Source organism: Streptococcus lactarius, from assembly GCF_016642265.1.
GTDB lineage: Bacteria > Bacillota > Bacilli > Lactobacillales > Streptococcaceae > Streptococcus > Streptococcus lactarius.
The window spans coordinates 39,574-65,221 of the sequence record NZ_MRXX01000001.1; the positions used below are offsets into that span (position 1 = coordinate 39,574).

The following is a 25,648-nucleotide window of genomic DNA, read 5'->3' on the forward strand; positions in this document are numbered from 1 at the left end:
AATCGAATTCTAACGAATTACCGATTTATGTCCCACTCTCAGTTATATTATTTGTCTTGCCAAGTTTCTTGGTTTTCTTTGAAACGGTGCAACAACTCTAATCCTTCAGAGGTAATGTAGCCCTGTTCTTCTGCCAAGTGGATCAATTCTGTGTAGTTTGACAAGGTTTCGAGTTGAACGCCAGCTTCCGCAAATTTCTTATCAGCTTTCTCCAATTGGTAAGTAAAGATCGCTACCACACCAAGGACGTCTGCTCCTTCACGTTTTGCAGCTGCAACAGCATCCAAGACAGATCCACCAGTAGAAATCAAATCTTCAACCACCACCATCTTTTGACCTTGTGGTACACGGCCTTCGATTTGGTTTCCAGCGCCATGATCTTTTGGTTTGCTACGGATGTAGGCAAATGGCAGATTCATCTTATCTGCAATAATGGCTCCATGAGGAATCCCCGCAGTTGCTGTCCCCGCAATCACTTCGACTTCAGGGAAAGCTTCCTTGATTTTATCCACGAATCCATTCTCAATCAAGGTACGAGTTTCTGGATAAGCAAGGGTCACGCGGTTATCCGTATAAATAGGGGACTTGATTCCAGAAGCCCAAGTAAAAGGTTCTTCTGGTTTCAAATAAACGGCTTCAATTTTTAAAAGATGGTTGGCAATATCTTTAGCTAATGACATGATAACTCCTTTTTACGATTTTAATCATATACGAATTAAATCCAAAATAGATTTAAAGAATAAACTTTACAGGTTAGTGAGTAAGTTAGGGAAGGTCCTATCGGACTTCCCGTAGAGCTACAAAAGTTTCACTTTTAGTAGCTCTTACGCATTCCACTGTCTCTTAATTTCATGGTAAGCGTCCCATGGGTTTTCTGCTTGAATAATTGGGCGTCCAACAACAATATAGTCCGATCCAATTTTATGGGCTTCTTGTGGTGTCATAACCCGTTTTTGGTCGCCGATTTCAGCTCCTGCAGGACGAATCCCTGGTGTCACACATACAAAATCTGATGAAGTAGCATCTTTGATCAAGGCTACTTCATGGGCTGAACAGACCACGCCGTCCAAGCCAGCTTCTTGGGCCTTGCGAGCATAATTAACGACTGATTCTTGGACCGTTGTTTGGATGTTTTGGCAATCACGCATGTCTTCTTCACTGGTCGAAGTTAACTGGGTTACGGCTACCAACTTAGCTCCTTCACCAAGAGCTGCTTTGGCTTCGCGCATCATCTCTACACCACCAGCTGCGTGAACCGTCACCATATCTACTCCGAAGGTCCCCAGTACGGACATGGCTGATTTAACTGTATTAGGGATATCATGCAATTTTAAATCAAGGAAAATACTGTGTCCAAGCCCTTTGAGGTAATGTACAATTTCAGGACCAACTGCATAGAAAAATTCCATTCCAATTTTTACAAACAGTTTTTCATCTTCTGGAAAATGCTCTAAAAAGTTTTTGACATCCTCGAAAGCTGGGAAGTCAAGGGCGATAATAGGACGTTCTTCACGCATGGATTACTCCTTTTTAAGATTGATCATTTTGTCTACAAAAAAACCTTGCCGAGGCAAGGTTACACGAAAATTTGGTAGGAACAACTACCATGATTCACCGTCTAACCTTAGCTGCCTCTCTGGACTGCTTTAAAGGTTTTTATTTATTGTAGTACGATATGGGGGAAAAGTCAAGGATTTACAATAGATTTTCCCGTACATGTTTCCGAAAATTCTCAAGCGTGTCAATGCCATATCGATCCATGACCTGTGGTAGGTCTTCGATAATGGTTGGACAAGCATAAGGATCGGTGAAATTGGCAGTACCGACTCCAATCGCTGAAGCACCAGCAATCATCATTTCAATGGCTGCTTCTGCTGAATTGACACCTCCCATACCGATAATCGGAAGTTTAGTCGATTGGGCTACTTGACGAATGAGTTTCAAGGCTACTGGGAAGACAGCTGGTCCTGACATCCCTCCTGTACCATTGGCAATGATGGGCCTACCAGACTTGAGGTCAAAGCGCATCCCGACCAAAGTATTGATCATGGTCAAGCCAGTCGCTCCCGCATCTTCTGCTGCTTTTGCGACCTGAGTGATGTCTGCCACACTTGGCGTTAATTTGACATAGACAGGAACGGAGGAGGCTTCTACCGCAGCTTTTACCGCATTATAGGCCAATTCTGGAACCTGCCCGATTAAGAGACCATTGTTGCCATGATCCACATTGGGACAGGAGATATTGAGCTCGATGGCTTTAACATTTGGTGCCTGAGAGATTTTTCTAGAAACCGTCGCATATTCTTCGTTAGAGAAGCCAGCTACGTTGGCGATAATCGGTAGATCTGGATAATGCTGAGCCAACCAAGGGAGTTTCTCGGCGAGGACCACGTCTACACCTGGATTTTGGAGACCAATGGCATTGAGCATGCCTGCGGGAGTCTCAGCAACACGGGGCGTCGGATTACCAAAACGAGCCTCAGCAGTCGTCGCCTTGATCATAATGGATCCAAGCAGATCCAAATCATAATATTTAGCGTATTCCTGACCAAAGCCAAAACAGCCAGATGCTGGAATAATAGGATTTTTTAAGTCTAAACCAGGTAAGGATACGGCTAGTCGATTTGCTGTCATACGGTCCTCCTACATCACAATCGTACCGGTTTCAAAGACCGGCCCGTCTTCACACACGCGCTTATTGGCTGCTTGGCTTGCATTTTCCAGATGAACCACACAGGCATAGCAAGCCCCCATCCCACAAGCCATGCGGGACTCCATAGAAATGTAGGCGCGGGGATGGTCATAGAACTTGCTGTTGACGTATTTGAGCATGCCGGGAGCCCCACAAGAATAGATGGCATCAAACTCCTGATCCATCTGGTCAACGATAGTGGAGACATATCCCTTTGTGCCATAAGATCCATCGTCGGTTGTAATAGTTACTAGACCATACTGCTTCAATTCTTCCTCAAGGATAACTGCTTCTTTATTTGCAAATCCCAGGACAGAATGGACTTCTACTCCTTGCTCATGTAGTTGTTTAGCCACTTGGACCAAGGGAGGCACTCCAATCCCGCCACCGATGATCAAAGCACGCGCCCCTTGGCCAAGATCTTTTAGGTCAAAGCCATTTCCTTGCGGGCCCATGACACTGAGAAAGCTACCGACAGGCAAGTGAGAAAAGATGGCCGTTCCGCCTCCTTCTACCCGATAGATGAGGCGACAGGTCTGGCTGTCTAGATCAATCTCTGAGATAGAAATGGGACGACGAAGGAGCTTGGAGTCATCCGGTACACGGATATGGAGAAACTGCCCCGGCAACATCTGCTCCACCATTTCCCCCTTCAAGACCATTGAAAAAATTCGTGGCGCAATCTCTTCTTGAGCGATTAGCTCCATGTCTTCCATCATGATTTTTCCAAACCGTTTCTTACAGCTGTCACTGACCATTGGTTTCCTCTTCTTTCTTTCAGCAAAAAAGACCTCGCAAAGGCAAGGTCCTACAATTGACCAGCTAGACTCGGTCCGCTGATCTTTTTTCTGTCTTTCCTTGCAGGCCTCTCTGGACCTCTTAAAGGTTAAATTTTTCTCATTATATCGTGCTCCTTCTCGCTTGTCAAGTAGAAATCGGTGATTTAAGAAGCTTTCTTGGGATCAAAATCTTCTGGAATCGGTTTGATGTATTGCATGGCGATTCGGTTCTCGGGCTTACGATCGACTAGATAAAGAACCAGTAAAAAAATCCATTCCAAAGGTTTCATCAGGTAGTAGATCAAATCCATGGCCCATTTCTTCTTGATATGTTTGGCAAAAGGATAGCCGTAGCGGTCATAATTGCGTCGTAAGAAGCGATGGAAACGTGGTGTCTTTTCTTCCAGTAGCTGCTCAAAAGCATTAGCAATACAGAGCTGGCGATTGACAACGACTGGATAGCCGTGCCGGACGCCCATCCGCTGGGGTTTAACAACTCTTTTATGGCCACCAGCCGCAACGGTACAGAGATAGTGCTCATCAATGATGAGATTCTGAGGAGGGATTTTTTGTGAGAGAGTCCAATCAGCTGTATTGGTCCAGGCCTTGATCATGGAATCTGGTTGTTGGCCAAAGAGCATGAGAACCAAGACAATTAAGGCTAACGTCGGAAGGGCAAGTAAAGCCGCTATCCACGGCCAATTACGCGATTTGTTTAAGAACTCTTGGCATCGTTGAACCAGACGATTTTCATACCTTATCTTCGATCGATTCTCTTGCCACTCTCTGATTCGAATGTCTAAAAGATTCAAGGAATAAAAGACCAAAAACAGGGTATGGAGACTGACTAGTTGCAATTGAAAGTCAAAAACGGCTAAGAGAACCAGCCCTCCTAGAATCCCACTGATACAAAAGACATTAACCAGAGGGGATAGGGAATTGGCATCCCGGTAGGAATAGATGATCAAGGCAAGCAAGGTGAGAGCTGCAAGGGTGAAGAAGGTTGGATAAGCACCTGACCAGATCAAGACGTGCTTCTGCGAATTAATCAAGCGTTCATTCCAGTCATAAAAGGTCATATCTTTCACGATGAAAATGATCACTGCTTCAAAGAAAGATCCAAAGAGTCCCAACCAAAGAAGTGCTGTATATTTTTGATTTTTCTTTTTAGCAGGGGCTAACGATTCCTCATTTTGAGTTTCTTTCTTTACGTCTACCTTAGTATCTAGGAGGTCATTGCTACTATCCTGATCCTCTGTCTGCCCTCCATCTAGCACTTCTATTGACTCTTCTCTATTTTCAAATAGGTCCAGGTCTTTTTTTGCTTCTTCCTCAGCTTCCTTTAGTCGGAGATGAGACCAACGACGAATCGCGTACATTAAGACGAAAATATTAGGAACAAGAATCGCCGTAATAAAACCATACGGCAGCAATTGGACACTATAGGCAAATAAGGCCAGAATCGATTGGAAAAATCCCATTTCAGGAAAGAGAAACAGAATATTTGGCAGTACAAAAAAGAGGTAAAGGCCACATAAGATCAAAACATTGGTCATAAAATTCAGTACCAACAAGGCAAATGTAAATTGTGTTTCCAATTCTTTATCCCATTTTCGATACCAGGATGCTAATTTCTTCATAACTGATTCTCCATTGTTTTTTTCCATTTTAGCAGGCTGCTTTCACCTTAGGCAACTCTTAGCCCTACCTTCTAGCCAAAATCGGTCTCTAGATGGAGATCTTTGGACCAGCCCTCATTTTTTCTAAATCTATGATTCAGCTGACCTAATCCCTTGAGCAATTCTCTCCAACAATCCTTGGAGTGACCACATTATTCGGGAAAAACGTGTCTTTTTATGTTAAAATAAAAGCATGAGAATACAACAATTACAATACATTATCAAAATCGTCGAAACTGGCTCTATGAATGAAGCCGCAAAACAACTCTTTATCACGCAACCCAGTCTTTCAAATGCTGTCAAGGACTTGGAAAGTGAGATGGGAATTGAAATCTTTATCCGAAATCCTAAAGGGATCACTTTGACCCGTGATGGAATGGAGTTTCTCTCTTATGCCCGCCAGGTGGTGGAGCAAATCGACCTCTTGTCCGAGCGCTATAAAAATCCTGTGGGCTCTCGTGAACTCTTCAGCGTTTCTTCACAGCACTACGCCTTCGTGGTCGAGGCCTTCGTTTCTCTCCTCAAGAAAAGCGATATGGAAAAATACGAACTCTTCCTAAGGGAGACGCGGACTTGGGAGATCATTGATGACGTCAAGAATTTCCGAAGCGAGGTTGGCGTGCTCTTTTTGAATAGCTACAACCGAGATGTCCTCTCTAAGATGCTGGATGATAATCACTTGATTGCTACCCACCTCTTTACAGCGCAGCCCCATATCTTTGTCAGCAAGACCAATCCCCTTGCTAAGAAGGAGATTGTCCACCTGTCTGATCTGGAAGATTTTCCTTATCTCAGCTATGACCAAGGGACCCACAACTCCTTCTACTTCTCAGAAGAGATCCTCTCTCAAGAGCATCATAAGAAATCCATCGTCGTGAGTGACCGGGCTACCCTCTTTAATCTTTTGATTGGTCTGGATGGCTACACCATTGCGACCGGGATTCTCAATAGCAATCTCAACGGAGATAACATCGTTTCTATTCCCCTTGATATCGAAGACCCGATCGAGCTGGTCTATATCAAACATGAAAAAACAGCCCTCTCAAAAATGGGAGAAAAATTCATCGAGTACTTGCTTGAGGAAGTGAAGTTTGATAAGTAAAAAAATATCTGAGTGCTCAGGTTCACTCAGATATTTTTATTGTCTTAATTGTGAAAATACTTCCCCAATTTTCCCTTCAATAACCAAATCAGCTTGTTTGTCCTGAGGGATACTGGTCTTATTGATGACAACCAGCTTCTTCCCTTGGAAATACTGGATCAAGCTGGCTGCTGGGTAGACCACAAGGGAGGTCCCACCGATAATGAGAAGATCGGTTGCCTGTATGGCTTGGGCCGCTTGGCTAAAGACCTCCATATCGAGAGGCTCCTCGTAAAGAGTCACATCTGGTTTGACCACCTTACCACAGTCCAAACAGTGTGGAACCGGGCCTTCCAAAGCTAGAAAGGCCTCTAAATCATAAAATCGCTGACAACCCGTACAGTAATTACGATCGGCACTACCATGGAGCTTCAAGACCTTTTTAGAGCCGGCCATTTCATGGAGACTATCGATATTTTGTGTCACAACTGCCTTGAGCTTACCAGTTTCTTCAAGACGAGCCAAATAGCGATGGGCTGCATTGGGCTTGGCATCGGGATAGAGCAGGTATTTCTTATAGAAGTCGAAAAAGTCCTCTGGGTAGCGCTCGAACATGGTATGAGAAACCAATTGCTCGGCTGTCAAATGACGCCCTACCTGAACGCTATAGACTCCGTCTGAGCTCCGAAAGTCCGGAATATTCGACTCCGTAGAGACGCCGGCACCCCCGAAAAAGACGATGCTTTGACTCTGATCAATCATCTCTTGTAGTTGAGCAATCTTATCCATCTACTTCTCCTTTAGTAGCTCTTCCATCACAGCATTGGCCTGATCAAAATAAAAGTGAGCTTGATCATAATGGATGCCTGTGTATCTTGCAAGGTCAATCAAATTCTTCAAAAAATCCTGAGAAGAGAAACCGGTTGAACGATGAAGCTCTTCCTCATCAAAGGGTTTGATCAAGTGGGCCAAGGGATTGCGAACGGATCTTTCTAGCTCCCGTAATTGCTGAGACGCAAGTTTGACGAGATCCGGCAAGTCCAAGAGTAAGATCAACTCCGTCAAACTGGATGAATTGACGACACTTTCACTATGAAATTCTTGCAAGATAGGATTGTCAGACGCATGCAAGTCCTCAAACTTCCAGCGATCATAACTGGATTCTTTGGAGTTATGGATATAGTTGGTAATATCAGGGATTTTCAACTGAATCAACCGCATAAAAATCCGATAGATGGCTGGGCTAACAGCACGAACAAAGTCGATAATCTGTTCATTTCTCAACTTCGCCTCTAAGTCATAAAGGTAATTGGCCAACTGTTCATCTTCAGGATTTTCATGCCAAAAAAGCGGAAAACCAGTCGCTTCTAAGACTTCTGTTTTCAACTGTTGATTCATGACAGGTTGGATATTGAGCTCACGACGTTCTACCATCACCTGCAATAAACTCACCAGCAAATCCGGCACATTCCCTTTTTGCTGAAGGGAGCGAAGGGCACGGCTATAGTGATAATGATGAAGATCGTAGAGCCATTCATCATGAAGGTATTCTGCCATTAGTCTGCAATCAAGGTTTCTAGACCAACCTTCATCATATCTGTAAAGGTTGTTTGGCGTTCTTCAGCTGTAGTGTCCTCTTCAGGGTTGACCAAGCTGTCTGAAATGGTCATAATGGCAAGGGCATCCACATGGTGTTGGGCAGCAAGATAGTAAAGAGCCGCTGCTTCCATTTCTACAGCTTTCACACCCCATTTACCAAGCTCAATGTTCTTTTCACCATAATTTGAATAGAAGACGTCTGATGACAAGACATTTCCGACGTGAGTAGTCATACCGAGGTCTTTGGCAATGTGGTAAGCCTTGTCTAAAAGATCAAAGCTAGCGATTTGAGGGAAATCAAATTGAGGCCAGTCATTGCGAATGATGTTGGAGTTGGTTGCGGCAGCTTGTGCCAAGACCAATTCACGGACGTGAACATCCTCATTCAAAGAACCAGCTGTTCCCACACGGATCAATTTCTTCACTCGGTAATCTACGATCAACTCACGCGCATAAATAGAGATCGATGGCATCCCCATCCCAGTTCCCATGACAGAAACACGGTGACCCTTGTAAGTCCCTGTGTAACCAAACATGTTCCGGACTTCGTTAAAGCATACAGCATCTTCAAGAAAATTCTCAGCGATAAACTTCGCACGAAGAGGGTCCCCAGGAAGAAGAATTTTATCAGCAATTTCACCCTGCTTAGCAGCAATATGGATAGACATAGTTTATGATACAAAGAGCGACCAGAAAGCGAATGAAAATTAGGAATCTGACGAGAAATCCTGATTTCTCAGTCAGATTATCTATTTTCCGAGCTTTCCGCTCGTGTTCAAATCAGAACACACGCTCTTACCTTTCTTTTTTAGTAATAGAACAGGCGACAGAGAACAAAGTAAAAATAGAAAATCCGACAAAGATGCCCTGCATCTAGGAGGATTTATCTTTTTTACACAGTTCTCCGCCCATATTCAGTTCAGCGAATACGGTAAACCCATCCTTTCTTGTTTGATTGAGTAATTAGAAAAGCTTTCCGCTCGTGTTCAAATCTGAACACATGCTCTACCTTTCTATAAGATACCAAGCCCGTAAAAAGCAAAGTGAAAATAGGGGATTGTCGCAGCAAGTACTGGACTTGCAAGACAATCGATCTTTTTCACACAGCTTTTAGGGCGGGGTCAATTAAATATCGTTTTGAAAGTCATGGATAGCCCGGGTTCAATTCAAACCCGAACTGCCCTTCCTTTCTTGTTTTTAGTTTGTTAATGAATCCAAAAATGCGTACAATTTTGCATTCATTTCTTGGTAATCGTAAGCACGAATAGCTTCAGGTTTTTCGACAAATGGCAATTGTTGACTTTGTCCTTCCAAGACATCTTCACCGTCTGCAGCAATCAAGAGATTGACTGCACCTGAATCAAATTCCAAGTGAGCTTGGAAGGCATAGTGTTTAGGACTGAAGCGAATAATCTGACGTGGGCAACCTTGACTGGTCGCAAGGACAACAGCATCATTCGTCAATCCCGGCATATCCCCATGCCAGTGTCCTGAATCAAAGCTTGAACCAAACAAGCCGACATGCGGATCTGCCAATCCTTCAGGCGTTAAATCCACAGGATACACCCCAATCTCCCGCTCTGGGCTATGCTCATACTCTGCGCCATAAGCAACGGACATGAGCTGAGCACCCAGACAGACTCCAACGATGTAGCGATCCGCCTTCATGGCTTTTTGAATCAATTCAATCTCAGCTTGCGGATCATAGTAAGGAAAGGTTGCGCGATCCTCATCAGGCGATTGCGGTCCTCCCATAACAATCAAAAAATCAATCTCATCCACTGTCTCAGGTAGCGCTTCTCGCTCGTAGACCTTGGTCATGGTCACCTGATGACCACGCTCCTGCGCCCACTTGAGATAAGCACCTGGTACTTCAAAAGTTTCGTGCAAGACAAAATGTACTCTCATCGTTTATTCTCCCATCTATTTTGAATCACATAAGACACACCAGCAGCTAGTGCCAGCGGTAGAATCAAGGCCCAGCTCTGGCCTGTAAAACCAAGGCTTAGGGCAATGCCTGTCAATGGAGCCTGTAAGGTCGTTCCTAAAAAGACGGTCGCTCCAAGCAACATTCCTAGAGCAGGATCCATTTGAATGCCAACGACTGTCAAGAGCAAAGTCGCTAAGTAGCCAGATCCGATCCCCAAGGCAAATGACGGTGTCAAAGTCCCTCCGTATGCCCCATTTCGCAAGAGAAGGTAGACTAGGAACCCTTTCATGGCCAAAGTCAAGACAAGGTTGGAAAATGGCTGGCCTGATAAGAGGGCTTGGGCTAGAACCTGTCCATTTCCCATAAAAATCGGATAAAAGGCCACAATGGCTGCTAGCACCATAAAGGCTACAGGCAGAGCCCAAAGAATGGTCCAATCCTTCCGCCGTTTGCGACTAGCCCGATTAGCTAGATAACGGAAGGCCAGTGCCAAGGGAGTAACCAATAGAGCCACTATGACAGCCTGGAATAAACTACTGGCTGAGCAATGAACTGGCGACATGTGATAAATAGCACCATGTCCAACGATTGGCTGGGCCACCCAAGTCGCTAGATAAGTACTGGACAAGACCAGTACAAAATTTTTCCAGCGATAGGACAGTCCCAAGGTCTCAAAGACAAACAAGCTACTAGCAAAGGGAACCTGATAGACCGCAGCCAAGCCGGCTCCTGCTCCACAAGCAATCAAAACTCTTCGCTCTTTGATCGTCAAGGAGAAAGCCTTCCCCAAACGACCAGCTAGAAGAGCCCCAACCTCACGTGGGGCTCCTTCTTTTCCGACCGAAGCGCCGGCCCCGACAATCGCAACCTGCATACTTGCGTGAAGGATATGGGCTAATGGTGCCGGATCTCTCTCTCCAACCAGGTCGATTTGCCTACGAATGGAGAGAATGTTATAGCGACGTTGCAGAATATACCAGAAGACAGCTGCCAAAATCCCTGTCACACATAGGACAAGGAATCTACGGAAACCTCCAGCGTGATTAAATTGCTGGAACAAGTCCCCCTTATCTTGACCAAAGGCCAGTCCTTGCACGCCTTCTAGTAGATAATGACAGGTCATTCCGACTAGACCCGTTCCTATTCCCAAAGCGACAGTCGCTAAAATCAGGCGCCATCCGTAAGGCAGGCTTTGGACTCGTGCTTTCATGGTCTTACAATTCAGCAAGAATTGCTTTTAGCAAGCCTTTGAAGTCGCCTTTGATGCGCTCAGTCACTTCCACTACTTCTTCGTGGTTGAGCTCTTCTTGGAAACCAGCCGCAAAGTTGGTGATACATGAAATGCCAAGAACCTTCAAGCCAGAGTGAGCGGCCACGATGACTTCTGGCACTGTAGACATCCCAACTGCATCTGCACCAAGTGTCTTATACGCACGGATTTCTGCTGGAGTTTCATAAGTAGGACCTGTCACACCAATATAAACCCCGTCATCCAATTTGATGCCCAATTTGTCAGCGACTTTATGAGCGGTCTCACGGTATTCTGGAGTATAGGATTTTGACATATCAGGGAAACGTGGACCAAAGTCATCCAAGTTTTCACCGATTAATGGATTTTGTCCAGTCATGTTGATGTGGTCAGTGATGGCCATCAAAGTACCAGGACCAAAGCCAATACCACCAGCAGCGTTGGTGACAAGAACCCCTTCACATCCCAACACTTTCATGACCCGAACTGGGAATGTCACCACTTCCAATGGGTTTCCTTCGTAGAAGTGGAAACGTCCTTGAAGGGCTAAAACCTTATGCCTAGCAAGCTTACCGTAGACTAATTTACCAGCGTGTCCTACAACCGTCGAACGACCCCAGTTTGGAATGTCAGCGTAGTCTACTACGACTGGATTTTCGATTTCTTCAGCCAGTTCTCCAAGACCTGATCCAAGGATCAAGCCAAACTCAGGTGCTTCAATTCCTTTGCCTTTCAAAAAAGCAGCTGTTTCATTGATTTTTGCTAACAATGTCATTGCATATCTCCTTTATGATTTCCTTAAAAATTGGCCAATTTTGTCACATGTATTGGCAGTGCAAATGATCAAAAGACGGTCAATCGGCATCTTAGTTCAATTTGTCTAAGAAGCTTTCACCAATCATGGCTTTTTCAACACCAAAGTTCTCTGCAATGGTTGCTGAAATATCAGAGAAATGGCCGACTGGAAGCACACCGTTACCCTTGAAGGATGGGCTATAAGCCAAGAATGGGATGTATTCACGCGTATGGTCTGTACCAGCGTAGGTTGGGTCGTTACCATGGTCAGCCGTAATCATCAAGAGGTCATCTTCACGCATGGCAGCGATGATTTCTGGCAAGCGCTCATCAAACTCATGCAAGCAATCGCGGTAACCATGGGCATTGCGTCGGTGACCATAAAGAGCATCAAAGTCTACCAAGTTGGTAAATGAGAATCCCTTTTCAAACTCAGGAAGTCCCATCGTCTTAATTAAGGTATCCATACCGTGGCTATTTGATTTGTTGTGGCCCATATCGTGGTTGATACCAGCTCCGTTGAAAATATCGTTGATCTTCCCAACGGCATAGGTATCGATACCAGCTTCGTTCAACTTGTCCAAAACAGTTGGCGCAAATGGAGATACAGCCAAGTCACGACGGTTAGCCGTACGAGTGAAGTTGCCTGGTTCTCCAACATAAGGACGAGCAATGATCCGACCAAGAAGAGCTGGACGTTCCAAGGTGATCGAACGAGCATATTCACAGATACGGTAGAGTTCATCCAAAGGAATGATATCTTCGTGAGCTGCGATTTGAAGCACAGGGTCAGCGGATGTATAGATGATCAACTCACCCGTTTCCATTTGGCGTGGTCCAAAGTCATCAATAACAGCTGTACCAGAATAAGGTTTGTTAGCTTCACGGATAACCTTACGGCCTGAAAAGTCTTCAATCTTCGTAATAATTTCTTCAGGGAAACCATTCCAGAAGGTATCAAATGGTTCGGTGATGTTAAGTCCCATGATTTCCCAGTGACCAGTCATAGTATCTTTCCCGAGGGAAACTTCTTGCAATTTTGTTGCATAACCAGTTGGATTGCTTTCAGCAGGAACCGTCTTCAATGGTACTTCACGAGGAATATTTCCAAGACCAATCTTCGCCATATTTGGTACATTCAAACCGACGGTTTTAGAGATGTGACCCAAAGTATCAGATGCTCCATCCGGAACTCCTGCATTGACAAAGTTATTAGCATCTGGTGCAGCACCAATCCCAACTGAATCCAGCACAACTAAGTGCATGCGTTTAAATTTTGACATAAACTGCCTCTTTCCTTTATAAAATTTAGACTAATATCGAATCCCTATCCGTAGAAACCTCTAGGAGACTCTGCCTTCCTCTTAAAAATTATTTTTCAATAATGACAGGACCATCCGGTGTCCCAACAATCACTTTTGAAATCATGTTCAAGAATAAACCATGCTCGACAACTCCAACCGTGTGATCCAGTTCATTTGCCAGAGCTTCTGTATCCTTGATCACTTTAAGATCCAAGTCAATGATAAAATTGCCTTGGTCAGTGACAAAACGGTGATCATCCGCAAGACGGAAAGAAGGGTGGTAACCTTTTTGCTCAAAGTGACGGAAAAGATTTTCAGCCCCGTACTGCACAACCTCCACTGGAAGTTTGAAGGCCCCAAGAGTTTTGACTTGCTTGGATTCATCCACGATCCAAATGCAATCTTTTGAATTGGTAGCGACGATTTTTTCCATGAGGAGAGCCCCGCCACCACCTTTGATCCCGTTTAATTGAGGATCCACTTCATCGGCGCCATCCACTGTCACATCGACCACTTCGACATCGTCGATGGCCTTGAGCGGAATACCTAAACTCTCAGCCTGATCATAGGTCACACTTGACGTCGTGACAGCTGTGATCTTCAAGCCCTCTTCTTTGATGCGACGACCTAGTTCAGCTACAAAATAATAAGCAGTTGACCCTGTACCGAGACCGACAATCATGCCGTCTTTGACAAACTCAGCCGCCTTGATTCCTACCTGTTCTTTTAGGTTTACCATCATTGACCTCCTTTTTACACTCCTCTAGTATAGCATATTTTGGAAGAGATTTCACTAGTTAAATGAAAACCTTTCCAGCTTATCGTTCAAAATCAAAACCTTGCCCGACAGCTGACTTTACGATAGAATAGAGATGAATCTACAGGAAAAGAGAAATGACATGATTACCAAAGAATTTGATACCATCGCTGCCATCTCGACACCACTCGGTGAGGGAGCGATCGGGATCGTCCGCTTAAGCGGAACAGACAGCTTTGCCATTGCACAAAAGATCTTTAAAGGTAAGAACCTCCAAGAGGTGGCTAGCCACACCCTCAACTACGGTCATATCGTTGATCCAGATAAGGATGAGATTCTCGATGAAGTCATGGTTGGCGCTATGCGCTCACCTAAGACCTTCACCCGAGAAGACATCATCGAGATCAATACCCACGGCGGGATCGCTGTGACCAATGAAATCCTGCAGTTGGTCATCCGCGAAGGAGCCCGTCTTGCGGAGCCTGGTGAATTTACCAAGCGGGCCTTCCTCAACGGTCGGGTCGATTTGACCCAGGCTGAGGCCGTCATGGATATTATCCGGGCCAAGACCGACAAGGCCATGAATATTGCCGTTAAGCAACTAGATGGTTCCCTGTCTGAACTGATCAACAACACCCGCCAAGAAATCCTCAATACTCTGGCTCAAGTTGAAGTCAACATCGACTATCCTGAGTACGATGATGTCGAGGAAGCTACCACTGAGATCATTCGTGAAAAGACCACCGAGTTCGAAGCCCTCTTGACCAATCTCCTCAAGACAGCTCGTCGTGGAAAGATATTGCGTGAAGGGATCTCTACTGCTATCATCGGTCGACCAAACGTCGGCAAGTCTAGCCTTCTCAACAACCTTCTTCGAGAGGAAAAAGCCATCGTGACCGATATCGAAGGAACCACCCGGGACGTCATCGAAGAATACGTCAACATCAACGGCGTTCCCCTCAAGTTGGTAGATACGGCTGGGATCCGGGAAACCGAGGATATCGTCGAGCAAATCGGTGTCGAACGTTCGAAAAAAGCCCTCAAGGAAGCTGATCTAGTCCTCCTGGTCCTCAATGCTAGCGAGCCTCTGACCGATCAAGATCGCCAGTTACTTGAAATTTCTCGAGATAGCAACCGCATTATTCTGCTCAACAAGGTAGATCTCCCAGAGAAGATCGAAATTGATCAACTGCCAGAAGATCACATCAAGATTTCCGTTCTAAAGAACCAAAATATCGATCAAATTGAAGACCGGATCAATGCCCTCTTCTTCGAGAATGCTGGGCTCGTTGAGCAAGACGCTACTTATCTATCTAATGCCCGCCACATCTCTCTGATCGAAAAAGCTGTTGAAAGCCTGCAAGCTGTCAACGAAGGTTTGGCCCTTGGCATGCCGGTCGACCTGCTTCAAGTCGACCTCACTCGCACTTGGGAAATCCTCGGAGAAATCACAGGGGATGCCGCTCCAGATGAGCTCATTACCCAACTCTTCAGCCAGTTCTGTCTCGGTAAATAATAAAAATGCGTATGTGTTCGAACCATACGCATTTTTTTGGTTTATTTATCTTGCTCTACCTTCTCGATCGTTTGATAGGCTTGGTAGATCAAGAAGAGACCGACAGCATTTAGAAGCGGGATCGCAATCGGCAACTCGGTCACGATTTGTGAGAATGGGGAATTGCCCACAAAATGAAGGGCAAAACCTGCGATGAAGTAACCCCAAGCCGGAACAAGGAGATCCTTGCGACCTTTTCGAACTTGCGCTAACAAGAGAAGTCCCAGCATGACAAGGCCGGTGTAGACCCAGTGAGACATAGGCGCATTAGCCACACGTCCGAGAATCCCTGACACCGTGTAGGAGAAACCTCCCGGCAGATCCTGACGAATATAAGCAAAGTCCTCCACAATCTGGAAGCCAAGACCAGAGGCAATGGCTAAGAGAAAGATCGACTTGATCCGACGGACACTAAACAAATAGAGAACAAAGAAGATCGGAAGCAATTTAAAGGGTTCCTCAAAGAGGGGCGCCGCGATGGCACTCTCATACTGGTTCCAAAAGGCGCTGTTTGGCGCTACTGCTTGGACCATGTCATGAAAATAAGTATTGGCAAAGCTAGACAGCCACCCAGCCACAAAGCCTCCACCTAAAAGCGAAAAGAGGACCGGTACCCAAGACAACTTCCACTTCTTGGCAAAATGAAACAATGCCCAGACAGCAGGAAGTGCGTAGACCAAGAGGATCAGGGTCGAAAGTCCCACAATCCCATACTGGCTACCCGACATCCAACCTTCCGTCAGCGACTGGGTCTCATAAGCCAACCCAATGGTCAGTAACAATAAATAAAGAAACAAAATCGATTTGCGTTTCATAAAAGACCTTTCTATAAGGAAATGAAAAAGGCTGGAAGACCAGTCCTTTTCTGTGATTCTATTGTATCAGGATCAGCTTAAAAAAACAATAAACTAAGCCCTTATTTCCTACTTCTACTGTAGAACAGCTAGGATCTGCCGAATCATATCAGGATCCCCATCAGGCAATGTTACCGTCTCCGCATGGTCTAGGATTCCTTGGGTGAACTGAGTCATGTATTCTTGGCTGTTCAACTCATCCGCAGACTGTTGCCAGTGACTCGGTACAGGATAAATCGTCACTGTTCCATCACCGTTAGACGCATAGGTCACATTTCCCTCAGCCGAATAAGAGCCATATAGATGATGGACCGTCTTCGGATAGGTCACTCCCATCCCATCTGTGTAAATATAGGTACCAGCAGCACTTTCGTTGACATTCAATTCCTTAGGAACAGACTGAATCACATAAGCCCAAACACGCGCAGCTTCAATCTGGTCAGACGAATAGCCTGGGAAGCTATCCTTATCTGATTTTTTCGATGACTTGGTATCGGATCCTTGACTGCTAGCCCATTTTTTGGCCTTGCTTGTCTTAGTCGTACTACTGCTATCGTTTTTATCTACCTGCTCCCGATCTTTTGGTTGCTCTTTCTTGCGATAGTAGAAATTGTCATCATCACCATAAGCCGGTGACTGACCCGCCCAGATCCGATCCTTGGACTTATCCGATGCATCGTCCTTACCAGCAGTCTCCCCCTTAGGAAGGAGCAAGATACCAAAGCCACCGACACCAGATTTGGCACTAACCGTCATCTCAGCACCATGGTCCTTTTGCTTGAAGCTCGATGCATCAAGCTCAACATCCTCGCTGACCAAGCCCTTGTCATCAAAGACCAGCTCATTCCCATGGCCGTCAATCCAAGTCCCCTCGATACTCGAGTAATCCTTGTTCTTAATAGCTTTCAAGTCCATACCTGAGTGTTTTTTATCAGCATGGCTAGACTGCTTGGTAGACGGAGTCTTCGGCGTAACCGACCGATAGGGCCGACCACACGAAGCCAAGACCAATGCAGAAAGCATAATCACAATACCTTTTTTCATATTAATCTCCCTTCACACACCTACTATTTTAGAGAAATAAGAAAGGATCGTCAATGGAAAAGTGGAGGGGGAAAATAAATTAATGACATAAAAGTCTGTAAAATTATTATTTGAATTTCTAAAGAAAAAGAAGCTCAATGTATCGAGCTCCTAGACCATCATTTTTTGTTTTTCTCGTTGTGGGATCATTCGAAAGAATACAGCTCTAAAACCAGGAAGCATTGATACTATCAACTCCACACATCCTACATAGACAGTTTCCCTTATTTTTTTAATATTCTTTAAAACTATATCTTATACAAATGATTTAATCTTTCTAACTCTAATACATTCATACATACTTCTACTCCAGTAACTCCCCACTTACTATGAATAATTCCACAAGAAAACACAATCCTCTCCTTACTCAAAATATTTGACAATACTACAAATGATTCCAAAACATAATCCTCAATAGTAATAAAACAATTATTCTCATCTTTGAAAAACTTTATAAATCCGATATCCTTACACCTATCACCAAAATAAAATCTAAGTGATTTTAAATAATAATCCAAAAACACATCACTCTCCATAGAAAATCCCTTCATTTTTAAAATATTCCTTTATAACATACAAAAAATAAATTTTGAGACCATTCGAAACAACACGGCTCTAAAACGCCCGTGTCGGTGGTCATGACGATAGTCTTGTTTTGGGACCATTCGAAACAACACGGCTCTAAAACTGGGACATTCGATAGCAAGATGAAGCAATCGTTTTGGGACCATTCGAAACAACACGGCTCTAAAACTAAACGCGTTCAAACGTGATGGCATGACAGGTTTTGGGACCATTCGAAACAACATGGCTCTAAAACTTACTGATGGATTAAAGAAAGCTGGAACTGTTTTGGGACCATTCGAAACAACACGGCTCTAAAACAGGAACCCAATAAGCAATTCCTGAAGCTCTGTTTTGGGACCATTCGAAACAACACGGCTCTAAAACCAATATCTCACGGGAAGCGTAACGGGAATTGTTTTGGGACCATTCGAAACAACACGGCTCTAAAACAGCGTGAGAGCTTATCTGGTGCATCTGTTTGTTTTGGGACCATTCGAAACAACACGGCTCTAAAACTATTGCGGAGCAGTTATCATTCAACCAAAGGTTTTGGGACCATTCGAAACAACACGGCTCTAAAACTCAAAGGTATTCCGTGACAAGATTGGTCGTGTTTTGGGACCATTCGAAACAACACGGCTCTAAAACAGATCAGACCAGAGAGCCAGACCAGTGCGAGTTTTGGGACCATTCGAAACAACACGGCTCTAAAACTAAAGGAAATGTTTATAAGATTATTCCAAAGTTTTGGGACCATTCGAAACAACACGGCTCTAAAACCTCCAGCCTGTTCAATATACGCTTCTAACTGTTTTGGGACCATTCGAAACAACACGGCTCTAAAACGTAATAATTGGTATTTTTTCCGTTTGCCGAGTTTTGGGACCATTCGAAACAACACGGCTCTAAAACCAACTTAGTTATTGACATACCAGCTAGATAGTTTTGGGACCATTCGAAACAACACGGCTCTAAAACCCTACTGTTGCGACTGCTGCGATTGTTGCGGTTTTGGGACCATTCGAAACAACACGGCTCTAAAACTAATTCGTCCAGCGTGATCCTATCGTCCAAGTTTTGGGACCATTCGAAACAACACGGCTCTAAAACTATTACTGCAACAGGTGGCTCAACAGATGGTTTTGGGACCATTCGAAACAACACGGCTCTAAAACAGTTCTCCCAGCCGACAAACTGAGCAAATGGTTTTGGGACCATTCGAAACAACACGGCTCTAAAACCTCGTAGAATAATTTTTCTTTCGAAATTTCGTAATCGCACCATTCGTCTTAGCTAGACTTCAGTCCGTCTGAATCCCTTCATTACTGCTATTATAGCATATTTTCAGTATTTAAAAAATAATCTTTATCTAGTACAAATTGTGGAAAATTGTAAACTCGCCTTGGTTCTATAAATAAGACACATAATTGATTTAAGCTAATATATTCCATCAAACTTTCTAATTCTTTCTCTGACAAGTAAGAAGCAACATTTATAAAAACAAGAAGTCTCTTTTTAGAAAGATATTTAAAAACTTGCACAATTTCCATGCATTTTTCAAATAACGTATCACTCAGTGTCTCTACTTTGACTCCTAATGCTTCGATCAATTCTAGGATAGTGATTTCGTCATATTCTAGATCCAATTCATTCTCTAAGCATTCATAAGCCAATAATTCAGTGATCGTTATGACTAATTTCTCAATCATTGACTTTACTTCAGGTTTTTCATTCAATTGATTTTCTAAATCCGCATGAATCAATTTAAGCATAGAACTTGAATTTAAATTATAGCCTAAAATATCTGTTATCACCAGAAGTTCTGAATCTTTTAATACTGAATGACGAGAGTCAAAAATATTTAAATCACTATCACCAGTGTATTGATACAATTGCTTTACAAGGTCTGAAAATACTTGCTGATCTTCAAGGACTAAAAAGGTGGCATTTGCTATTGTTATTGCCTCATCTAATAAAGGGAAATTAATCTTCATCTGAAAATTCCTCTCCTAAAAAAACTAAACGTGCATCTGAATTCGCTACGCTAGTATCTCTCTCACCGCATAAATATATCATACGGGAAAACTGTTTTTCCGTAACTGTTAGCAGCGTAATACTTCCTTTTTTAGGGTTATGGTTTTTTAATCGTTCAATCATTGCGTTATTGGCTGAATTATTTAGCAACAACTTACTATAAATGGAAAACTGATGCATGATGAATCCTTCATCAATTAGAAATTGCCTGAATTTACGATAGGCTTTCCTCTCCTCTGCTGTTTCAACTGGCATATCAAACATTAAAATCATTCGCATATATCGATAACTCATATCCTAAACTCAGGAACTCCTTTCTGAGGATTATTTAATGACTGAATGACTTTCTTCGTATAATCACTAACAATATTCGTTAAGTACATTTCTTTATCATTGTAATGAAAAGTATCTGAAAATATCGAGAATAATTCTCTTTTTATCTTTATAAATTCTGAACCTCTATTTTCATATACAATACGATCAATAATAGGTCGAAATGGCTCCATAATATCACTTGCTAGGTTAAATTGATTAAACTGATTCGCATGCTTTAATCCTAGTTGCGTCATACAGCCTGATAACACAATCTCACGCGCAAACATACTCAGTAACAAAGTATACCCATAGTCCAATGCAGCATTGATATCATTATCTTGATCACGACTAAAATCATTTCCAAATAAGGTATTAAAATAGATTCGAGCAGCATGTCCTTCTCGATTATTTGGATCAAAAATTTCTAACCCGTCATATAAGTTTATGATAGATTTTGATTTTTCATAATAACCACAACTTCCTAAATACATTGCTTGATTCAATATCTTTTGAGAAATGATACTTGTCCAAACAAAACCTTTAGTTTCTTCATTCCAAGAGATCTGTTTAGATAATTGTAAACTTGAATCATGGCGTCCATAATAAGGCATTAAATAAGCAGTTGGAAGTCTTTTATCATCACAAAAGATCACTAACACATTCTCATCAATAAGCCGTTTTACAAGCATGGTCGACAAGACTATATCAGTTGTTTCAAGAAGCAAGATATCAATCTCGGACAGATGAATTAGTTCTGTCCGAGATGCATCTTTAAAAATTAAATGATTGTTTTTATAGGTTAGTTTAGAATGAGTGTTTACTACTACTGTACGCCAGCCCATTACTCTTCTCCTAATTTGCTCAAGTCTATACGAGTTTCATAAAGTCCTGTAATAGATTGATGGATAAGGGTAGCATTAAAAATTTCTGTAACAGATGAGTAGCGTTTTCTTTCAATATCAGTTCCAAGAAATTTAAAGACAGCAGGGGCACCAAATGCAGTGAAGGTCAACAAATTGATAAATGAATTTGCTAGTTCTTCCATGTTACTTTGTTCAGAATCACTATATATTTTTTTAATTTTTTCTAGATTTGACTCTGCAAGTACATACTTTTGTGAAAACTCAGATACAAAATTCAATAAATCATTAAATTCAGTATGATGTTGCTGAATATATTCAAAATGCTCCGGTTCATCTTTTTTTTGTATTTTTTTAGCATGGTAAAGCAAGGATATTAAATACGATGGTAGCACCATTTCATTACCTTTTTGAAGTTCTTTGGCACTTGCTAGCATCCGTCTGCGACCATTTTCAAGTTCAAATAAACTATACTTAGGTAGGAAAAGAATGTTTTCTTTACGGACATTATGATAACCTTTATTTTCAAGGAAAGTTATTGGATTCTTCTCAAAAGTGGCTTTTTCCATAATCGTTATACCAACTAGAGTCTTGACCGTCTTAAGTTTTTTCCCTTTTCCTTTTTCGATATCGGCAATGAGCAAGATCGAATAGGCGATAACAGGGCTATCAAATCCCCCGTATTTAGTAGTGTCCCAAAAAATTTTCTTTGTTTTTCGAGGGATTAGCTTGTCAGAATTTCCTTTAGGAAGAATGGACTCTTTAGAGAAGCCACCTGTTTGGACCTCTCGCTTTTTCACAATATTCACTTGTGGAAGAGCAAGCACTTTTTTGATTGTTGCAAAATCTTTTTCTTTATCCCAAGCTATTTCACCAGTATCCTTGGAATATTCGATATTCTCTCTTTTTACGACTGTTCCGTCTGCGTATTGAACTTCTTCTTTAAAGAAGTTCAACAAGTTTGAGTAGAAGAAATACTTTTCTGTTGCTTTTTCAATTTCTTTAGGATCTTTGGTTCTTGAAATGTATCTCTTAAGATCGTATTTTTGGTAATCACCATAGACAAATTCAGGCTCTAATTTAGGATATTTTTTAAGGATAGCCTTAGCTACCACTGCATTTAAGTATGCATCATGTGCATGGTGGTAGTCATTAATTTCCCGTACCTTATATAATCCAAATTCTTTACGAAAGTTGGAAACCAGATTGGATTTCAATGTAATGATTTTAACAGTACGAATTTTTTGGTTTTTTTCATTCACTTCTGCATTGAAGCGAGCATCTAAAATTTGTGCAACATGTTTTGTGATCTGCCGTGTTTCAACCAACTGACGTTTGATGAAGCCAACTTTATCTCGCTCATCTAACCCTCCACGTTCAGCTTTGGTTAAATTGTTAAATTTACGTTCGGAAATTAATTTGGATTTCAGTAATTGTTGCCAAAAGCCTTTCATCTTCTCAACTATTTCAAGACCTGGAACATTATCAGATTTACCACGATTATCTTTTGAACTAGTCAAGACACGGTTATCGAGCGAATCATCCTTAATAAAAGCCTGTGGGATGATGTGGTCAATATCATAGTTGCTCAATTGGTTGATGTCAAGAGCTTCTCCAGTATACATATCTTTCCCATTTTGGAGATAGTAAAGGAAAAGACGGTCATTTTGCAGTTGAATATTATCTGTTGGATGTTCTTTTAGAATGTTACTTCCAAGTTCAGAAATAGCATCTGAGAGTGTTTTTAAGCGTTGTTGCGACTTACTTTTTCCTTTATTAGTAGTCTGATTTTCACGTGCCATTTCGATTACAATAGACTCAGGAGAATGGCCCATAACCTTGACAAGTTCATCCACAATTTTGATACTTTGTAAAATTCCCTTTTTAATGGCAGGACTTCCTGGAAGTTCTTGGACAACTTGCTTCAAATCATCTGTCTTACCAACCACTTGTGCTTTTTGGATAACTTCTTTGAAGGAAAGTCCATCATCATTGATTAACTGCATAAAATTACGATTGCTGTAGCCATCATCAATCAGATAATCAAGAATCGTTTTTCCAGTTTGCTTGTCACGGATTCCGTTAATCAGCTTAGCAGAGAGTTTTCCCCAACCAGTATAATGTCGACGAGCTAGTGCCTTGATTACTTTCTCATCAAAGATAGAATTATATTGATCAAGTCGTTTCTTAATCATCTCACGATCTTCAAATATTGTTAGAGTATGGATGATCTTTTCAAGAATTGCTTCATTTTTAGTATCATCCATAAATTCTTTATCCTTAATAATTTTGAGTAAATCATGATAAGTGGATAGACTGGCGTTAAATTGTTTTTCTATTCCTTTTATTTCGATTCCGTCATAACCATCAACATTGTGAAGATAATTAATGATATCTTTTTCAGTTACTTTTCTTTTTTCTTTGAATAATTGATCGACAATTTTCTTTTTCTGTCCACTATCAAGGAATTGATAGTTTCTCATTCCTTCTGCAATAAATTTTACTTTTGTTAATTCATTATAGACTGTAAAAGTTTCATATAAGGGACTGTGTTTAGGTAGAACCTTTTCCTCTGGGAGATACAAATCATAGTTAGTCATCTTATTGATGAAATCTTTTGCAGAGTTTGCTTTATCAACAATTTTCTCAAAATTCCATGGTCTGATTGCTTCGTCAGAATTTCGAGTCAGCCAAGCAAAATTACGATTACCACGAGCTAGTGGGCCAACATAATAAGGAATACGGAATGTTAGGATCTGTTCAATTTTTTCTTTGTTCTCTTTTAAGAAAGGATAATATTCTCCTTGGTGTCGGAGGATGGCATTCATTTCTTGAAGATGAATTTGATGAGGAATAGAACCATTATCGAAGGTGCGTTGTTTTCTCAAAAAATCTTCACGTTCAATTTTTTCAAGGAAATAGTCTGCTCCTTCAAATTTAGAGATGAGATTTTTAATATATTTGTAAAATCCTTCTTGAGTAGTTTTACCATCAATATATCCAGCATATCCATCTTTAGATTCATCAGAAAAGACTTCATCATATTTTTCTGAAAGATTTCTTTTTATAAATTGTTTTAATGCTGAAAGCTCGTTTTGATGATTATCATAACGTTCTATCATAGAAGCAGATAGTGGCGCCTTGGTTGCAGTGTCTTTAACAGATAATATCCCTGCTAGTAGTATGGCATCATAGAGTTTTTTAGCTACTACAAAAAGATCAGCATACATGTCCCCAATTTGACCTAATAAGTTTTCCAAGTCCTCATCATAAGTATCTTTAGAAAATTGCAGTGGAGCCTTTTCTTCTAAGTCAAAATGTTTCTTAAAATCAGCTTGATTCCCAACAATTAATTTCAAAAACTCAGAAAATATTCCCGTTGATTTTTCATCAGGAAAAAGTTTTAAGATACGGTCTCTTTTAGCAGATTTACTAATCTTATCGGTAAAAATTTCTTCTACCTGTGCATTTCCTTTGCTAAGCGAACTTTCTTCAAAAGTGTTATCATAGAGACTTGTGAATTCGTTAAAGATTTTTTGAATATCATTATTTTTAATATCGAATGAGTCTTCATACAAGAAATGCCCACGATATTTAATGATATGTGCCAAAGCTAAATAGATTAAACGCAAATCAGCTTTCTCTTTCGAATCTGCAAGACTCTTTCTTAAATGATAAATGGTTGGAAACTGTTTATGATACTCTTTCTCCTCCTCTAAGGTTCCAAAAATTGGATATTTACTTCCTCTCTTATCTTCAGGAACTAAGAATGAATCATCTAAGCGATGAAAAAAGTTTTCATCCACTTTGTTCATTTCTGTCGCAAATATTTCCTGTAGATACAAAATTCTATTTCGACGTCTTGTATATCGACGTCTAGCAGTTCTTTTTAAGCGACGGTCTGCAGCTGTATTACCTGCATCAAAAAGGAGTGCTCCGATTAAATTCTTCTTAATAGTCGTCTTATTAGTATTTCCAAGTACCTTCATTTTTTTAGCAGGAACCCTGTAATCATCTGTGATAACAGCCCACCCTACACTATTTGTACCAATATCTAATCCAATTGAGTATGGCTTTTTCATAATTTTCTCCCTTATGTATTGCATTAACGATGATAAAGTTGTAAAATAATGATGTTGGAACTATTCGAAACAACATAGCAAGTTAAAATAAGGCTTTGTCCGTATCCAACTTGAAAAAGTGTGCACCGATTCGGTGCTTTTTTTATGCCCTGTTCCGTTTATTCCTCACCAATCATTATATTAATTCCATTTTACTCCTTCCTTCCTCAAAAATCAAATCTCCATATGGAGATAATTTTTCTATTTCAAACATTTTTAATACACACAAAAAGAGAGTGAGACCGAAATCGGTAATTCGTTAGAATTCGATTTCGTCGTCCCACCTCCGCACAGTTGAGTAGGGCTGTAAAAGCTGATGAAATCAGCCTAGTAGAACCCACTCAACCACTGCGTCTTGCTCGACAATCCAACATCAAAAATAGACTAGAACTTT

The 25,648-nt window shown here is 41.8% G+C and carries 22 protein-coding genes and 1 CRISPR repeat array; of the genes, 2 read left to right on the forward strand and 20 right to left on the reverse strand.

What is annotated here, in order from left to right; genetic code table 11:
- Positions 1 to 47 precede the first annotated feature (47 nt).
- The 5 genes from pyrE to BTU61_RS00230 all read right to left on the reverse strand — a co-directional run bounded on the left by pyrE (position 48) and on the right by BTU61_RS00230 (position 5,111).
- A complete protein-coding gene (gene pyrE / locus BTU61_RS00210; RefSeq protein ID WP_200771823.1) occupies positions 48 to 680 on the reverse strand; it encodes an orotate phosphoribosyltransferase in 633 nt (210 codons plus the stop codon).
- A 144-nt stretch (positions 681 to 824) separates the two neighbouring features.
- Entirely contained in the window at positions 825 to 1,517 is a 693-nt protein-coding gene (gene pyrF / locus BTU61_RS00215; protein ID WP_003014774.1) for an orotidine-5'-phosphate decarboxylase, read from the reverse strand.
- A 178-nt stretch (positions 1,518 to 1,695) separates the two neighbouring features.
- Positions 1,696 to 2,634 (reverse strand): dihydroorotate dehydrogenase, encoded by a 939-nt coding sequence (locus BTU61_RS00220; RefSeq protein WP_200771824.1) that lies wholly within the window; start codon positions 2,632 to 2,634, stop codon positions 1,696 to 1,698.
- A 9-nt stretch (positions 2,635 to 2,643) separates the two neighbouring features.
- Complete coding sequence (locus tag BTU61_RS00225; protein WP_200771825.1) at positions 2,644 to 3,450, reverse strand: dihydroorotate dehydrogenase electron transfer subunit; 807 nt, start codon at positions 3,448 to 3,450, stop codon at positions 2,644 to 2,646.
- A gap of 185 nt (positions 3,451 to 3,635) precedes the next feature.
- Positions 3,636 to 5,111, reverse strand: a complete 1,476-nt coding sequence (locus tag BTU61_RS00230; RefSeq protein ID WP_200771826.1) for a DUF6688 domain-containing protein — start codon at positions 5,109 to 5,111, stop codon at positions 3,636 to 3,638.
- 232 nt (positions 5,112 to 5,343) lie between these two features.
- Here BTU61_RS00230 and BTU61_RS00235 point away from each other — a divergent pair, with 232 nt between their 5' ends.
- The gene (locus BTU61_RS00235) at positions 5,344 to 6,252 is read left to right on the forward strand and encodes a LysR family transcriptional regulator (RefSeq protein ID WP_200771827.1); all 909 of its coding nucleotides are present in this window, start codon (positions 5,344 to 5,346) and stop codon (positions 6,250 to 6,252) included.
- Positions 6,253 to 6,288: 36 nt separating this feature from the next.
- Here the strand turns inward: BTU61_RS00235 and BTU61_RS00240 are convergent, their stop codons facing one another.
- From BTU61_RS00240 to rpiA, 8 genes are all read right to left on the reverse strand, one after another.
- Positions 6,289 to 7,020 (reverse strand): NAD-dependent protein deacylase, encoded by a 732-nt coding sequence (locus BTU61_RS00240; RefSeq protein WP_200771828.1) that lies wholly within the window; start codon positions 7,018 to 7,020, stop codon positions 6,289 to 6,291.
- The gene (locus tag BTU61_RS00245; protein WP_200771829.1) at positions 7,021 to 7,788 is read right to left on the reverse strand and encodes a hypothetical protein; all 768 of its coding nucleotides are present in this window, start codon (positions 7,786 to 7,788) and stop codon (positions 7,021 to 7,023) included.
- A complete protein-coding gene (gene deoD / locus BTU61_RS00250; RefSeq protein WP_200771830.1) occupies positions 7,788 to 8,498 on the reverse strand; it encodes a purine-nucleoside phosphorylase in 711 nt (236 codons plus the stop codon). The genes BTU61_RS00245 and deoD overlap by 1 nt, the downstream gene beginning before the upstream one ends.
- Before the next feature lie 529 nt (positions 8,499 to 9,027).
- Entirely contained in the window at positions 9,028 to 9,738 is a 711-nt protein-coding gene (locus BTU61_RS00255) for a glutamine amidotransferase-related protein (protein WP_200771831.1), read from the reverse strand.
- Positions 9,735 to 10,970 (reverse strand): chloride channel protein, encoded by a 1,236-nt coding sequence (locus tag BTU61_RS00260; protein WP_200771832.1) that lies wholly within the window; start codon positions 10,968 to 10,970, stop codon positions 9,735 to 9,737. The genes BTU61_RS00255 and BTU61_RS00260 overlap by 4 nt, the downstream gene beginning before the upstream one ends.
- 4 nt (positions 10,971 to 10,974) lie before the next feature.
- Positions 10,975 to 11,784: a purine-nucleoside phosphorylase gene (locus tag BTU61_RS00265; protein ID WP_200771833.1), complete on the reverse strand. Its 810-nt coding sequence runs from the start codon at positions 11,782 to 11,784 to the stop codon at positions 10,975 to 10,977.
- Between the two features lie 91 nt (positions 11,785 to 11,875).
- Positions 11,876 to 13,087: a phosphopentomutase gene (locus BTU61_RS00270; RefSeq protein WP_200771834.1), complete on the reverse strand. Its 1,212-nt coding sequence runs from the start codon at positions 13,085 to 13,087 to the stop codon at positions 11,876 to 11,878.
- An 88-nt stretch (positions 13,088 to 13,175) separates the two neighbouring features.
- Complete coding sequence (gene rpiA / locus BTU61_RS00275) at positions 13,176 to 13,847, reverse strand: ribose-5-phosphate isomerase RpiA (RefSeq protein WP_200771835.1); 672 nt, start codon at positions 13,845 to 13,847, stop codon at positions 13,176 to 13,178.
- A 160-nt stretch (positions 13,848 to 14,007) separates the two neighbouring features.
- On the opposite strand from rpiA, the gene mnmE reads away from it, so the two are divergent.
- Entirely contained in the window at positions 14,008 to 15,381 is a 1,374-nt protein-coding gene (gene mnmE / locus BTU61_RS00280; protein WP_200771836.1) for a tRNA uridine-5-carboxymethylaminomethyl(34) synthesis GTPase MnmE, read from the forward strand.
- Between the two features lie 41 nt (positions 15,382 to 15,422).
- Here mnmE and BTU61_RS00285 read toward each other — a convergent pair whose 3' ends face one another.
- From BTU61_RS00285 to cas9, 7 genes are all read right to left on the reverse strand, one after another.
- Positions 15,423 to 16,235 carry a PrsW family glutamic-type intramembrane protease gene (locus BTU61_RS00285; protein WP_200771837.1) on the reverse strand — a complete coding sequence of 271 codons (813 nt, stop codon included), beginning with the start codon at positions 16,233 to 16,235 and terminating at the stop codon, positions 15,423 to 15,425.
- Positions 16,236 to 16,349: 114 nt separating this feature from the next.
- A complete protein-coding gene (locus tag BTU61_RS00290) occupies positions 16,350 to 17,318 on the reverse strand; it encodes a DUF6287 domain-containing protein (RefSeq protein WP_200771838.1) in 969 nt (322 codons plus the stop codon).
- A gap of 287 nt (positions 17,319 to 17,605) precedes the next feature.
- On the reverse strand, positions 17,606 to 17,908 hold the full coding sequence (locus tag BTU61_RS00295; protein WP_200771839.1) for a hypothetical protein: 303 nt from the start codon (positions 17,906 to 17,908) through the stop codon (positions 17,606 to 17,608).
- Between the two features lie 35 nt (positions 17,909 to 17,943).
- Positions 17,944 to 19,165: direct repeats of the CRISPR family, unit length 36 nt; unit sequence GTTTTGGGACCATTCGAAACAACACGGCTCTAAAAC.
- Between the two features lie 90 nt (positions 19,166 to 19,255).
- Positions 19,256 to 19,918, reverse strand: coding sequence for a type II-A CRISPR-associated protein Csn2 (gene csn2 / locus BTU61_RS00300; protein WP_200771840.1), 663 nt, complete (start codon positions 19,916 to 19,918; stop codon positions 19,256 to 19,258).
- Positions 19,908 to 20,252, reverse strand: coding sequence for a CRISPR-associated endonuclease Cas2 (cas2, locus tag BTU61_RS00305; protein WP_200771841.1), 345 nt, complete (start codon positions 20,250 to 20,252; stop codon positions 19,908 to 19,910). The genes csn2 and cas2 overlap by 11 nt, the downstream gene beginning before the upstream one ends.
- Positions 20,249 to 21,115, reverse strand: a complete 867-nt coding sequence (cas1, locus tag BTU61_RS00310; protein ID WP_200771842.1) for a type II CRISPR-associated endonuclease Cas1 — start codon at positions 21,113 to 21,115, stop codon at positions 20,249 to 20,251. Before cas1 ends, cas2 begins: the two co-directional genes overlap by 4 nt.
- A complete protein-coding gene (gene cas9, locus BTU61_RS00315; protein WP_200771843.1) occupies positions 21,115 to 25,215 on the reverse strand; it encodes a type II CRISPR RNA-guided endonuclease Cas9 in 4,101 nt (1,366 codons plus the stop codon). Before cas9 ends, cas1 begins: the two co-directional genes overlap by 1 nt.
- Positions 25,216 to 25,648: the final 433 nt, after the last annotated feature.

Bases quoted from the DNA above. Each gene is read 5' to 3' on its own strand.
- BTU61_RS00295 (WP_200771839.1), bottom strand. From the start codon at position 17,908: ATGAAGGGATTTTCTATGGAGAGTGATGTGTTTTTGGATTATTATTTA.
- pyrF (WP_003014774.1), bottom strand. From the start codon at position 1,517: ATGCGTGAAGAACGTCCTATTATCGCCCTTGACTTCCCAGCTTTCGAG.
- BTU61_RS00220 (WP_200771824.1), bottom strand. From the start codon at position 2,634: ATGACAGCAAATCGACTAGCCGTATCCTTACCTGGTTTAGACTTAAAA.
- BTU61_RS00270 (WP_200771834.1), bottom strand. From the start codon at position 13,087: ATGTCAAAATTTAAACGCATGCACTTAGTTGTGCTGGATTCAGTTGGG.
- BTU61_RS00235 (WP_200771827.1), top strand. From the start codon at position 5,344: ATGAGAATACAACAATTACAATACATTATCAAAATCGTCGAAACTGGC.
- BTU61_RS00290 (WP_200771838.1), bottom strand. From the start codon at position 17,318: ATGAAAAAAGGTATTGTGATTATGCTTTCTGCATTGGTCTTGGCTTCG.
- cas2 (WP_200771841.1), bottom strand. From the start codon at position 20,252: ATGAGTTATCGATATATGCGAATGATTTTAATGTTTGATATGCCAGTT.
- BTU61_RS00245 (WP_200771829.1), bottom strand. From the start codon at position 7,788: ATGGCAGAATACCTTCATGATGAATGGCTCTACGATCTTCATCATTAT.
- BTU61_RS00265 (WP_200771833.1), bottom strand. From the start codon at position 11,784: ATGACATTGTTAGCAAAAATCAATGAAACAGCTGCTTTTTTGAAAGGC.
- BTU61_RS00225 (WP_200771825.1), bottom strand. From the start codon at position 3,450: ATGGTCAGTGACAGCTGTAAGAAACGGTTTGGAAAAATCATGATGGAA.
- BTU61_RS00255 (WP_200771831.1), bottom strand. From the start codon at position 9,738: ATGAGAGTACATTTTGTCTTGCACGAAACTTTTGAAGTACCAGGTGCT.
- cas1 (WP_200771842.1), bottom strand. From the start codon at position 21,115: ATGGGCTGGCGTACAGTAGTAGTAAACACTCATTCTAAACTAACCTAT.
- csn2 (WP_200771840.1), bottom strand. From the start codon at position 19,918: ATGAAGATTAATTTCCCTTTATTAGATGAGGCAATAACAATAGCAAAT.
- pyrE (WP_200771823.1), bottom strand. From the start codon at position 680: ATGTCATTAGCTAAAGATATTGCCAACCATCTTTTAAAAATTGAAGCC.
- rpiA (WP_200771835.1), bottom strand. From the start codon at position 13,847: ATGGTAAACCTAAAAGAACAGGTAGGAATCAAGGCGGCTGAGTTTGTC.
- deoD (WP_200771830.1), bottom strand. From the start codon at position 8,498: ATGTCTATCCATATTGCTGCTAAGCAGGGTGAAATTGCTGATAAAATT.
- mnmE (WP_200771836.1), top strand. From the start codon at position 14,008: ATGATTACCAAAGAATTTGATACCATCGCTGCCATCTCGACACCACTC.
- BTU61_RS00240 (WP_200771828.1), bottom strand. From the start codon at position 7,020: ATGGATAAGATTGCTCAACTACAAGAGATGATTGATCAGAGTCAAAGC.
- BTU61_RS00285 (WP_200771837.1), bottom strand. From the start codon at position 16,235: ATGAAACGCAAATCGATTTTGTTTCTTTATTTATTGTTACTGACCATT.
- cas9 (WP_200771843.1), bottom strand. From the start codon at position 25,215: ATGAAAAAGCCATACTCAATTGGATTAGATATTGGTACAAATAGTGTA.
- BTU61_RS00230 (WP_200771826.1), bottom strand. From the start codon at position 5,111: ATGAAGAAATTAGCATCCTGGTATCGAAAATGGGATAAAGAATTGGAA.
- BTU61_RS00260 (WP_200771832.1), bottom strand. From the start codon at position 10,970: ATGAAAGCACGAGTCCAAAGCCTGCCTTACGGATGGCGCCTGATTTTA.